The sequence below is a fragment of the Methylomonas koyamae genome (assembly GCF_001644025.1).
Classification (GTDB): domain Bacteria; phylum Pseudomonadota; class Gammaproteobacteria; order Methylococcales; family Methylomonadaceae; genus Methylomonas; species Methylomonas koyamae_A.
In genome coordinates this window covers 1-11,929 of sequence record NZ_LUUK01000186.1, presented here as the reverse complement: position 1 = coordinate 11,929, position 11,929 = coordinate 1, and the positions used below count along the sequence as shown (strand labels likewise).

At 59.2% G+C, this 11,929-nt stretch carries 11 protein-coding genes; 4 read left to right on the top strand and 7 right to left on the bottom strand.

From position 1 onward, the window contains the following. A partial coding sequence (locus A1355_RS24725; protein WP_231883708.1) for an ATP-binding protein occupies positions 1 to 133 on the top strand: 133 nt, incomplete at its 5' end. A gap of 24 nt (positions 134 to 157) precedes the next feature. Next, positions 158 to 1,462 (top strand): HD domain-containing phosphohydrolase, encoded by a 1,305-nt coding sequence (locus A1355_RS17050; RefSeq protein ID WP_064030379.1) that lies wholly within the window; start codon positions 158 to 160, stop codon positions 1,460 to 1,462. Between the two features lie 13 nt (positions 1,463 to 1,475). Here A1355_RS17050 and A1355_RS17045 read toward each other — a convergent pair whose 3' ends face one another. Continuing rightward, positions 1,476 to 2,180, bottom strand: coding sequence for a DUF6901 family protein (locus A1355_RS17045; protein ID WP_064030377.1), 705 nt, complete (start codon positions 2,178 to 2,180; stop codon positions 1,476 to 1,478). Positions 2,181 to 2,248: 68 nt separating this feature from the next. Between A1355_RS17045 and A1355_RS17040 the strand changes: the two genes are divergently transcribed. Continuing rightward, positions 2,249 to 2,818: a response regulator gene (locus A1355_RS17040; protein ID WP_064030375.1), complete on the top strand. Its 570-nt coding sequence runs from the start codon at positions 2,249 to 2,251 to the stop codon at positions 2,816 to 2,818. Positions 2,819 to 2,843: 25 nt separating this feature from the next. Here A1355_RS17040 and A1355_RS17035 read toward each other — a convergent pair whose 3' ends face one another. The 6 genes from A1355_RS17035 to A1355_RS17010 are packed head-to-tail and all read right to left on the bottom strand — an operon-like array spanning position 2,844 to position 10,860. Continuing rightward, entirely contained in the window at positions 2,844 to 4,967 is a 2,124-nt protein-coding gene (locus A1355_RS17035; protein ID WP_064030373.1) for an EAL domain-containing protein, read from the bottom strand. Beyond that, complete coding sequence (locus tag A1355_RS17030; protein WP_064030371.1) at positions 4,964 to 6,937, bottom strand: ATP-binding protein; 1,974 nt, start codon at positions 6,935 to 6,937, stop codon at positions 4,964 to 4,966. Before A1355_RS17030 ends, A1355_RS17035 begins: the two co-directional genes overlap by 4 nt. Next, complete coding sequence (locus A1355_RS17025) at positions 6,934 to 7,548, bottom strand: DUF1638 domain-containing protein (protein ID WP_064030369.1); 615 nt, start codon at positions 7,546 to 7,548, stop codon at positions 6,934 to 6,936. Before A1355_RS17025 ends, A1355_RS17030 begins: the two co-directional genes overlap by 4 nt. Then, a complete protein-coding gene (locus A1355_RS17020) occupies positions 7,545 to 8,570 on the bottom strand; it encodes a uroporphyrinogen decarboxylase family protein (RefSeq protein WP_064030367.1) in 1,026 nt (341 codons plus the stop codon). Before A1355_RS17020 ends, A1355_RS17025 begins: the two co-directional genes overlap by 4 nt. Further along, the gene (locus A1355_RS17015; protein WP_064030383.1) at positions 8,567 to 9,235 is read right to left on the bottom strand and encodes a cobalamin B12-binding domain-containing protein; all 669 of its coding nucleotides are present in this window, start codon (positions 9,233 to 9,235) and stop codon (positions 8,567 to 8,569) included. Before A1355_RS17015 ends, A1355_RS17020 begins: the two co-directional genes overlap by 4 nt. 8 nt (positions 9,236 to 9,243) lie before the next feature. Continuing rightward, a complete protein-coding gene (locus A1355_RS17010) occupies positions 9,244 to 10,860 on the bottom strand; it encodes an ASKHA domain-containing protein (protein WP_231883707.1) in 1,617 nt (538 codons plus the stop codon). Positions 10,861 to 11,301: 441 nt separating this feature from the next. Here A1355_RS17010 and A1355_RS17005 point away from each other — a divergent pair, with 441 nt between their 5' ends. Further along, positions 11,302 to 11,820 (top strand): RNA polymerase sigma factor, encoded by a 519-nt coding sequence (locus A1355_RS17005; protein WP_064030365.1) that lies wholly within the window; start codon positions 11,302 to 11,304, stop codon positions 11,818 to 11,820. The last annotated feature ends 109 nt before the right edge of the window (positions 11,821 to 11,929 follow it).

Here is an 11,929-nt window from a genome sequence, read left to right as displayed (position 1 = left end):
ACCGGTCGGCAAGGGAACGGGCTTGGGGCTGTCGCTCTCTTACAAAATCGTCCAGGATCACCGAGGCCGCATCGAACTGGAATCGACGCCCGGACAGGGCAGCCGGTTTCGGGTGTGCCTACCCATCCGCTAATCCGCCGCAGGCAAGGTAACGACCATGACCGACCCGACCGCCACCGAATCCGCCGCCGCGCCGATCAATCTGCTGTTCGTCGACGATGAAGCCAACATTCTGAAGGCCCTGCGACGGCTGTTTCGCGGCGGCGATTATCGGGTGGAAACCGCCGAAAGCGGCGCCGAAGCGCTGGAAGTTTTGGCCCATCAACCTATCGACTTGATCATTTCGGACATGCGCATGCCGCAAATGGACGGCGCCGAATTCCTGACTAGGGTCGCCGAGCGCTGGCCAGAGACGGTCCGCATACTATTAACCGGCTATGCCGATCTGGAATCGACCGTGGCGGCGGTCAACAAGGGACGGATTTATTGCTATTGCAGCAAGCCGTGGGAAGACAACGAACTGAAAATTCTGGTCAACAACGCCGTCGAGCAAAAGCGTCTGCGCGACGAACGCCAGCGCCTGTTCGGGATCATCAACCGCCAAAACGAGGAGCTTAAGGAACTCAACGTCCATCTCGAGGAAAAAGTCGAGCATCGTACCGAACAGCTGCGGCTGTCGTTGCAAAAGCTGGATCAAGCTCACAATGCCTTGAAGCGGCAGTATGTGGATTCGGTAAAAGTCTTCGCCAAAATCGTCGAAATGCGACCCGGCATCAAGAGCGGCCATTCGTTGTTCATCGCCGAAAACGCCCGCAATGTCGCGCAGCGGCTGGGCTTGAGCGCCGACGAAGCACGCGATGTACTCTATGCGGGCCTGTTGGCGCAGATCGGCAAAATGAGCCTGCCGGACGAATTGCTGCGGCAACCGCTGCACCTGATGTCCAGCCACGACAAGAAGCGCTATTTGCAAAACGGCCGGGAAGGTTTCAATCTGCTGCAAGGCATCGACGCCCTGCAAAATGCCGCCAATATCATCCACCACCAATACGAACATTTCGATGGTTCCGGCGAACCCAACTCGCTGCACGGTTCGGAAATTCCGCTGGGCTCCCGCATCCTGGCGGTGGTCCGCGACTATATCTGCTTTCTGGACGGTTTCATCACCGGCTCGGCGATGACGGTAGACCAGGCCAAAAGCCGCTTGCTGTTGCGCAAACACAGCGATTACGATCCGGATGTCGTCGAGTCCTTCTTGCGATTGTTGTCGGAAACCAGTGTTGAAGACACGCGCCCGGTCATCGAAATTTCCTGGACCCAATTGCAAGCCGGCATGGAAGCCGCCGAAATCATCTGCAACGACGTGCTATACCTAAAGAACACGATCCTGACCGCCGCTCAGGTGGATAGTATCCTGGACATGCGCAAGCGCAGCAAAAACCTGGTGCTGCGTATCCGGGTCTAACGGGCAACGCCGCTCATTTCACGCCGTAACGTTTGAACAAATAGCGTAGGTCTTCCAGGCCGTCCTCGATAGACCAGGTCACCGATTGCGATAGCAGATCGAGCACGATGATCGCATTGACGGTGGCGTCCTGACTGCTCGCCGCCTTGAAGCGCCGCGTCAGGGCTCGATTGACGATCTGCAACTGTTCGTATATGTCGCTCAGTCTGTCCAGCTCCAACCTCGCCTCGCGGCCGTCCTTATGCAAGAAATATTGCGCGAGCAAAAACATCGACGTCGTCCGGTAAACCGTTTCCTCGGCACTGGCCAGCGGCAAATGAAAATGCGCCATCGGTTTTAGAAACTCGGTATGCGGACAAGGACTGGTTGCCATGATCAAACCGAGGATGGAACTCAAGGCGCGCTGCAGCGTGGTTTCGCCGCTGACGCTACGCTCGGTGGTGACGACTTCCACCTTGACATTGGTATAGGAAACCAAGGTCCCGCTCCACTCGATCAACGAAATCAAATTGATCGCCACCGGGCAAAACGGCGAACGCTCGACCGACAACGGGCAGTTTTCGCACTGCTGGTAATCCAGCTTGCTCCAGAACGGCGGGGCCTCCGGCGGCGGCGCGACCAACGTTTCCGAACCCGCGTCGATCTCCAGCAGCAAATCCCGAGAACTGCCGTCCTCGAAGGTCAAGGTATATCGAAAAAAGTTGTTTTGCTTGTACACGGCCGCGAAAACCCTAACTATGATTATGTTATTGACGCAACGAGCCAACGACCCGCCTCCCTACGCCGATGAACGCCCAACCCGCCAGCATCCTGATCGTCGACGACGAACCCAACATCCTAAAAGCCCTGAACCGGCTGCTGCGCCCCTACCAGGTCGTATCCGCCGACAGCGGCGAGCAGGCGCTGGTGCTCGCCGGCAAGCAACCGTTCGATCTGGTGATCAGCGATTACCGGATGCCAGGCATGGATGGTATCAGTTTTTTAATGAAATTCATGGTTCTACAGCCGGACGCCGTTAGACTGATCCTGACCGGTTACGCCGACTTGGAAGCCACGCAACAGGCTATTAACGAGATTGGGGTATTCCGATTCTTGAACAAACCCTGGAACAACCACGAAATCGTCAACGCCGTCGAAAAAGGTCTGGAATTGAAACGGGTGTTGTTGGAAAACCGGCGACTGGCCGATCAGGTCCGCGACCAACAAACCCGCCTCGACCAGCAAGAGGCGATTCTACGCGCCCTGGAAGCCGAAGAACCCGGCATCACCAAGGTCAACTGGGGGCCCGACGGTTCGATTATTCTCGATCCCGCCGACCTGGACGACAACGAGCCGCTCAACGACTGGAAACGCTGAGCTTGGCCGCGCCAAGATTTCGCGTTCATTCCTGGTCCGAGGTCAAACCATTCCCCAAATCCAGCCACTGGGGATTCGGCTGCCAATTGGCGATCCAATCGGCCAAGCGCGCGGCCGGAATCGGTCTGGCAATACAAAAGCCCTGCGCCTGTTCGCAACGCAGTTTCAACAATTGTAAACCCTGCTCGACGCTCTCCACGCCCTCGGCCACCACCTGGCGGCGAAAGCTGCCGGACAGGTTGATGATGCCTTCGACGATCGCCAAGTCTTCGGGATCGCGCAAGATATCGCGGATAAAGGATTGATCGATCTTCAGCACTTCGGCCGGCAAGGCTTTCAAATAGGTCAACGACGAGTAACCGGTACCGAAATCGTCGAGCGCGAACGTGACGCCCATCTTCTGGCATTCGCGCATGACCTGGTAAACCCGGCCGATGTCGGCGAGCGCGGCGGTCTCCAGAATCTCCAATTCCAGACAAGAGGCCGGCAAGTCGGGGTGGTCGTTCAGATGCGCCGCCAAGCGCCTGGTGAAATCCTCGCGCAGCAAATGCCGCGGCGCGATATTGATCCCGATCTTGATCGTCAAGCCGTTTCGCCGCCATTCTTCCAGATGATCCAGCACGCTGCGCAAAACCCAATCGCCAATCTCGACGATCAAATCGCTGTTTTCGGCGACCGGTAAAAACTCTTGGGGCAATAACAGCCCGCGTTGCGGATGGCGCCAACGGATTAAGGCCTCGGCGCCGAGCACCTTGCCGGTGCGCATATTGACCTTGGGCTGAAAAAATAACTCGAACTCTTGGTTGCGCAAGGCTCGTTCGACATCGGCCAACGCCCTGCCTCGCTCGTGAGCGGCCTTATCCGACGCCGGATCGAACAAATTGTGACGATTCTTGCCGGCGTGTTTCGCGCCGTACATAGCTTGATCGGCATGCCGCAGCAAGGTATCGGCATCGGCGTCGTCATCCGGAAACAAGGTAAAACCGATGCTGGCCGACACCCGTAACGCCAGATTGTCGATCAAAAACGGCCTGGCCACCGCGGCCAAAACCCGCTGCAAAATTGATTCGCATTCGTCGCGATCGGGCAAGTCCAGCAACAGCAAAACAAACTCGTCGCCGCCGATCCGTGCCACGGTGTCGCCCGCCCGCAAGCATTCGGTTATGCGCCGGGCAATCGCAATCAACAGCTGATCGCCCAATTCGTGACCGTAACTGTCGTTGATCGGCTTGAAACCGTCCAGGTCCAAATAGCAAACCGCCATCTGCCGTCCCGAACGCCGGGTCTGGGCAATCCCCTGAGTCAGCCTATCGACCAGCAGCAAGCGATTGGGAATCCCGGTCAACGGATCGAAATGAGCGATTTGCTCCAAATCGTGCTCGTGGTTTTTCAACTGAGTGATATCGGCAAACAGACCGATGAAGTGGTGAATCGCGCCGTTCTGATCGCGCACCACCGAAATCGAACTGAGTACCGCGTAATGCCGGCCGCTCTTGTGCCGATTCCACAGCTCGCCATGCCAATAGTTTTGCTCCAACAACGTGTGCCACATCGTCTGGTAAAACTCGGCCGGCTGGCGGCCGGATTTCAGGACCCGCGGATTCAGTCCCAACACCTCGTCGCGCTGATAACCGGTGATTCGGGTAAACGACGCATTCACATCGATAATCAGATTGTCGGCATCGCTAATCACGATGCCGTCATGGGTGTGGGCGAACACGCTGGCCGCCAAGCGCTGCTCGGCCTCCCGCGCCAGCAGCGCCATCCGCAGGCGCTCCCGTTCCAGCAAATTATGAATCCGCAATCTGGCGACATTGATGTCGATGGGCTTGGTCAAATAGTCGGTGGCCCCCAAGGCCAGCCCGGCCATTTCGGTATTTTTCTCGTTGAGAGCCGTCACGAAAATGATGGGTATGTCCTTCAAGCCGGCATCCGCCTTAAAGCGCCGGCAGGTCTCGAAACCGTCCATGTCGGGCATCATAATGTCCAGCAATACCAAATCGGGTGGGTCGTCCTGAGCCAGCGCCAGACCTTTCGCGCCGGACGTGGCGATTTGAACCGAATATTCGTCCTGCAACGCCATGCCCAACAAGGCCAAATTGGCTGGCGTATCGTCGATCGCGAGGATTTTTAGTTGACGTTCGCTCATAGCGGACCGCTCCCGGTCGAGGTTTCGGCGCGCAAAGCCCGTAACCGGACCAGCGCCCGGTCGAAACTCATGTCGTTGATCGCTTGCCCCACCGCCAGAAACCGGTTTTGCAGCGGACTGCCTTGCAGCAACTGTTGTAAGGCCTGGTATTTGCCGACCGCGTTGAACAGATTTTTTTCCAATAGCCCATCCAGCTCATCCAACATAACCGCGATCCGCTCCGAGTCCAGTTGCACGGCGGATTCAGGCACGGTTGCCGCCGCTTCGACAGTGTGCCATCCGGGCAAAAACCGGGCGAGTTGGCCGTTCAAGGCGCTCAGCTCCAAGGGCTTGACCAATACGGCATCCATCCCGGCATCCAGACAACGCTGCCGATCTTCGGCAAAGGCATGACCGGTCAGCGCCACGACCGGCACGCGCCGGCCGCCTTCCCCAGCTTCCCTTTGCCGCAGACACCGGGTTGCTTCGTAACCGTCCATGTCCGGCATGCGGCAATCCATCAACACCAGATCGACAGCCTGTTCGGCCAGCACCGCGAGCGCGCGCCGGCCATCCTCGGCACTGATCAGCCTGACCCGCTGGTCGGACAACATCGCTTCGACGACCGCCCGATTGGTTTTATCGTCGTCGACGATCAAGATATTCGGTATCCGCCCATCGGTCGGCTCGACGAGTTGCCGGCGGGGTTCGCCGACCGACGGCATTGGATCGGCTGCCGGCTCGACCTCCGTCGGCTCGCCGCGCACCCGAAACCAAAAGCGGGCGCCCGAGCCCGCCGCGCTGTCGACGCCGGCGCATCCGTGCATCAGTTCGGCGAAACGCCGTACGATGGATAGCCCCAAGCCGGTGCCGCCGAATCGGCGGGCGGCACCGGTATCGATCTGAGTGAACGGCTTGAACAGCAGTGCTTGTTGCTCCGCCGGGATACCGATGCCGGTATCGCTGACCGAAAACTCCAATTCGGTAGCGCCGGTTTCGCCGGCCAGTTCCCGACCTTCGATCCGAATTTCGCCGCGCTCGGTAAATTTGATCGCGTTACTCAGCAAATTCGACAGCATTTGCCGCAAGCGCACCGGATCGAGCAAATAATGCCGGTCGGGCTCCGCCAGCCAATCGGCGTGTAGCGACAAACCTTTTTGGCGGGCGCTCTCGGCGTAAAGCTGACGCGTTTCTTCGATGATCACGGCCGGCGCGACGGCGACTTCCACCAATTCCAGCTTGCTGGCCTCGATTTTGGAAAGATCGAGGATATCGTTCAACAAGGCCAACAGGGTTTGCCCGGAGGTCAGTATGGTTTGGGCGTACTCCCGATGCTTCTCCGGATTGCCGCCCGGCAGGCTCAATAATTGGGCCATGCCCAGAATACCGTTCAGCGGCGTGCGGATTTCGTGCGACATCGTCGCCAGAAAGTTACTTTTGGCCCGGTTGGCGGTTTCGGCGACACGCGTCTTGATTTCGTTATTCAAGATCAAGGCCATATGCGAAAGAAAGGGTTGTAGATAGTCGCGCATTTGTGCCGAACCCAATAAATCGGTCATTTTGACGACGCCGATCAGTTCCTTGCCGACCAGCAACGGCATCACCCAAGTGCAGGCCACCGGCACCTCGGTACCGCGCAACAAAGTGTGCCGGGCGTCGCTGACGGATTCGATAAAGCGCTGGCTGCTAAAGGCTTCGGCGACCAGCGGGTCTCCGATCTCGGTCAACACGCAACGCTCGCCGAACAAATTGGCGTAATGGAGTTTGCCTTCGTCGAGATAGTAAATTTCCACATTGCTGCCGCCCAAGGTGCCGCAAAGCGCCGCCATCCAGCTTTCCAGCAAACTCTCGACGCCGGCGACGGTATTCAGCAATTCGACCATGTGCAACACCAAGTATAAATTGGCTTTTTCTTCGGATAACTTACGGACCCGCGCCTCCAGGTGCTCGATGCGCTGTTGCAGATGGCGAGGATCGGCCGCCGCTGTCATGATTCCTCGGCCAAACGGCGTTGAATGGCATCGGCCAATACTCCTTCCAGATGTTCCAGGCCAACGTCCCGCCATAGCAACGGCAAATCGACGAAACGGGCGGCCGCCTCGGCGGCCGACGTGAAGTCGCCGTTGCACGGCGTGCGCAAGGCCAGAATGTATTTGTGACTGCTATGAAAGATTTCCCGGACTACGTCCAGTTTGGTGCCGAAGCAGGCGGTAATCATCGGCTCCCAGGTCAACGCCCAATCTTCGACCAGAAAATACGCGCCCTTCTCCAGTTCTTGCATGAACGCCTCGTAGCCGAGCAGCATGACGATGCAATTTTGGCCGTGGGTCCGGCAGGTGTGGTGCTCATCCAGGAAATGCTCCATCAAGGGATGGCAACCGCCGTAAAACACCACGGTTTTTTCGCCGGCCTGTTCGCGCTCGGTCAAGGCCTGATTCAATTCGTCCGAAAGCCGATTGAGATAATTGTGCAGCGCCGAATCCAAAAAATAGGTATGCACGTTCCAGCGGTTCTTTTCGATCAGCAGATCCACTTCCTTGCGTAGGATGCCGCAGCCGACCATGGTCAGCGGCGGGTCTTGCTTGAGTTCGAAGCTTTTCATTCCAGCCTCCCGTATTCGAAAGCGGCATCGACCATCGCGCGGATGTTGGCTTCCGGCACCGCCAACGGCATCACACCGTTGCCGAACAGAAAATGGCCGCCGGGTTTGCCGATGTCGAGGATGCGCTTGACCTCGGCGCGGGTCTGTTCGGGCGACCAATGAATCATTTTGATGTCGTCGATGACGCCGCAGGTCAGGCCGCGCGCGCCGATCAGCCGCTTGGCTTCCGCCAGATCGGCCAACGGACTGATGTAGTGAGTGCGGATGTCCAACTCGTCGAACACCCAATCGATAACGTCGTTAAACGGCGCCATGCCGCAGTAATAGACCACGTTTTCCACACCGTCGGCCAGATCACTGCGCATCCAGGGCAGCACCAAGTTTTCGATCTGCTTGCGGCTAACGAAGGCCGGCGAGCCGAACGGCGTCGAATACACCAATACGTCGGCCCCGGCGGCGCGGAGAGCGGCGATTTCCTGGCGGAAGAATGCCGAACACTTACTCAGCAATTCATCGCGCAGATCGAAGGGGCCCAGCAAAAACAACTCCAGCCACTTGTCCATCCCCATCAAGATGGCCGGCAAGGTGGTCGAGGCGGTGATGTACGCGCAAATCGGATGAGTCCCTCCCACTTCGGTACGCAAAATCCGCAAGCAATCCGCCATGGACTGCCAGGCCGGTAGCAAGGTGATGTCGGCCGGCACCTCGAATTTAGCGATGTCGTCCAAATTCTTAATCACGAAATCGGCGACATTGGGCACGCCGTCGTCGGCGAACAATATTTCCCGGCAACCCAACAACTCGGCTTCCTTGCCAACGTAATGCAAACTCCACACGTTGTCGTGGCCGTACAATTTCAACAGCCGCAGTTGCGCCTCGGCCACCGCCCCGCCGTCGGCGAAATAATCCTTAGCCCGCATGCCCAGCAGACCCGCGCCGTGGTCTAACAGATTACAGAACACCGGGATACGCGGCGCCGGTTCGCCGGCGATCGCGGCGGCGAGAATTTGCGACGGGGTCATGGCTTCACCTCCCGAATCAAATCGACGATGACCTTCGCGGCGGTCACCCCGTCGGGCGCCCAGGCATCGGCGCCGACCTTGATGTACAACGCCGGGTCGAAGCGGTAAGGCGCTCCGCCCACCGCCAATTTAATCCGGCGTTCCAAGCCGCGTTCCTTCAGCAAGGCCCGCACCCGCGTGCTGCCTTTCTCGCCGGTCGCGGTGTGTACCATCATCGCGGAAATCGCAATCACCTGCGCGTCTTCCTCGACCGCGGTATCGACGAATTTTTCGGCGCTGACGTTGGTGCCTAAATCGACGACATCGACCATCAGCGACTTCAAGCAACCGCTGACGATGCGTTTGCCCAAGGAATGCAGATCGCCGTAAGCCGCGCCGATGACGACCCGGCCTATCATTTCCGGCGGTTTCCGGAATTTTTCCAGCATGCGCTCGGTCACGTCGGCGGCGATCTGCGCGGTCATGAAATGCTGAGCCAGATTGGCGTCCGGATCTTTTTCGATGATTTCCATCATCTGTTCGACGGCCGGAATCACCAGTTTGAAGACCACGTCCTCGGCACTGAGTCCTTGTTCCAACGCTTGATTGACGACAGCGAAAGCCCCTTGTTTGTCGGTTTCGAAAACCGCCTCGTTGTAAGACTTGATGTAGGATTCCAGATCCATGATCGCTCCTAATTGGGCATCGGGCATAAACGCAGATGGTCGATAAAACGCGCTTCGTAAGCCGGGGAATCGCCCAGATTGACGACACCGGCCCGCGCCAAAATGGCCTGCAGCCGCGATTCGCCCCGAGCATCCAACAGCAATTGCTCGCATCCGGCCAATCCGGCATTCGCCATAATTTTAGTGCGTTCCGCCGACAATGCCGGCAACAAACCGACCCGAACCGCGTGATGCAAATCCAGATGCCGGCCGAAGCTGCCGCAAATCCACAGCGTGGCCAGATCGGCGAGCTCCAATCCGGCATCGGCCAACAGTTGCGCCATCGCGGCGGCGGCCGACGCCTTAGCGCGTTGAAAGGCATCGATATCGCCAGGGAAGATCGCGGTGCGCGGCACGGCCGGATCGAGGCGAAAGCCTTCGACCGGCGGCGCTTCGGCAAACCGCCCGGAGGGCTTGAGCAACCCGGCGTCCAACAACAATGCGATCGCGTCGATAAAACCGCTGGCGCAGAAACCGCGCGCCGGCCGGTCGCCCAGGGTATGCCATTGCCAGCCTTGTTCATCCTTGGCCACGCGAGCGATCGCGCCGGGCTCCGCCGACACGCCGTTACGCAAACCGACGCCTTCGAAGGCCGGCCCGCCCGGCACCGACGTGACGGTCAAGCGGTCACCGTCCCACAAGGCAATTTCGGTATTGGTCCCGAAGTCGGCCAACATCATCGGCTCGGCCTGCTCGGTGATGCCGGTGGCCAGCACGTCGGCCAACAAATCCGAACCGATAAAGCCGGCCAGCGGCTGCACGATACGAATATCCGCCGCCGGCGTGCGCCAGTCGCGACGCCAGACATCAAGATCGTTCGGCAGGCAGGCAATCGGCCGCCGCCAGTTCTCCGGCCGATAGAGCTTGTCGCCGTCGCCGCCGCAAATCAGCGTCAGCATCGCGGTGTTGCCGACGATGACCGCTTTACCGAGTTGGGCCAGAATCGGCGTGATTTCGCCCAAGTCCCGGCTCAGAATATCGCGGATACCGTCCATCACCGCGTCTCGGGCCAGCCGGCCTATCGGCCGATCCGCGCCGTCGCGGCTTTCCGCATCCAGCCGGGTCAACACGTCCGCGCCGACGGCGATTTGCGGATTGACGCCGATGCGGGTGCCGATGCGCCGGCCGGATTGGCGGTCCCAAAACGACAAGCGGATATGGGTGGTCCCCAAATCGACCGCGACAGCGTAACGGCCGCCGCTAAGCTCGGGATCGCCCGGCCAGCGGTCGCACCCGTCTTCGTCCAGCGCCAACCAAACCGACGCGGGCGCCGGGTTGTCCAGATACAGTTCGCCCGGTCCGCGCGGCCACAACTGGCAGGCCAAGCGCACGCCGGCTTCCCGTTCCTCGCGGGGAATTTTTTGATATTCGGCCAAAGTCGGCGGATTGAAGTCGCCGCTCACGATCCGTATCAAGCACGCACCGCAGGTTCCCAAGCCGCCGCAAGCCGCGCGCACTCTCAAACCGGTGGCGTCCAGCGCTTTTCGCACCGAAATATCGCCGGTCAACGCTAACGTCAGTCGCTGGTCGGCGCTGGCGATCGTCACAGGCCAAACCGGCGGGGTTTCCAGGGATTGATCCGCCAAAACCGCTCTCCAGTAAATTGCCATCCCTGAAAAAGCCTTCCACCAGCCGGCCGGAGACTCTCTCGGCCAGGCCTCAACCACTAACCCGAAAGTCCTGTGTTTGACCGAGACCTTGAACTGCCGCCGATCGGCTAACCAATCTACTATAGTCCGAAAACCGGCCTCCGACCGCCGAAACGCTCGCCCCCACCCACCAGCGGACGACTCGTTCTCCGGAAAATATGTGGATTGCGTGGCGCTGATTCGTTTGATCCAATAGGAGACCTGAAACTTGACCGGCATGGCCGATCGGGCCGGCCAACGCTATACCAGTCGCGGCGCATTTTGCACAATCCAGCAAGAGCGCGACGTGGCCTATACCGCTCGGCTCGCCCGCTCGCCGCCGCGGCCCCTGCGTAAATGAACCGCCGTCCCTACGGAATTTGAACACTGTTGCCCCACATGGCCTTATCGATAGACGACATTAGCGGGATCTACTTCTGCGCGCGACCGCAACTCCAGCAATTTCTGGTGCGGCGCGTGCAGTGCCCGGATACCGCCGCCGAGCTGCTGCAAGAAGTGTATTTGCGCCTGCCGCACCTGAAACCGCCGCCGCAAACCGAAGGCGAGGTTCGTGCCTGGCTGTATCGAGTGGCCGGCAATCTGTCGATAGACCACATCCGCGCCGAAAGCCGCCACGCCGAGTTATTGGAACGGTTTTGCGGCGACGCCGGCGAAGAAGACGTGACGGCCGCGCCGGACCACGTCGCGATGTTCTGCGAGGAAATTCAACGGGTCCAGGCGCTATTGGCGCAACTACCGCCGCGTTGCGCGCAAATCCTGCGGCTGAATCGGCTGGAAGGCTTGACCTACGCCGAAGTCGGCGCCCACCTGGGTATTTCCCGCAGTCTGGTCGAGAAAGAGATGGTGAAAATCCTGGACCATTTGCGCGCGGGGCTGGACGACGAGGACGAGGCGTGATGAATCGGCCGCCAAAATATGTGCCGCAACGTTGGTTGGTTCGTTATTGGGGTATCCACTTCGCTCAAGGTAAGGCCTATGTCTAGCTCCGATACCCACCGCCCAAACC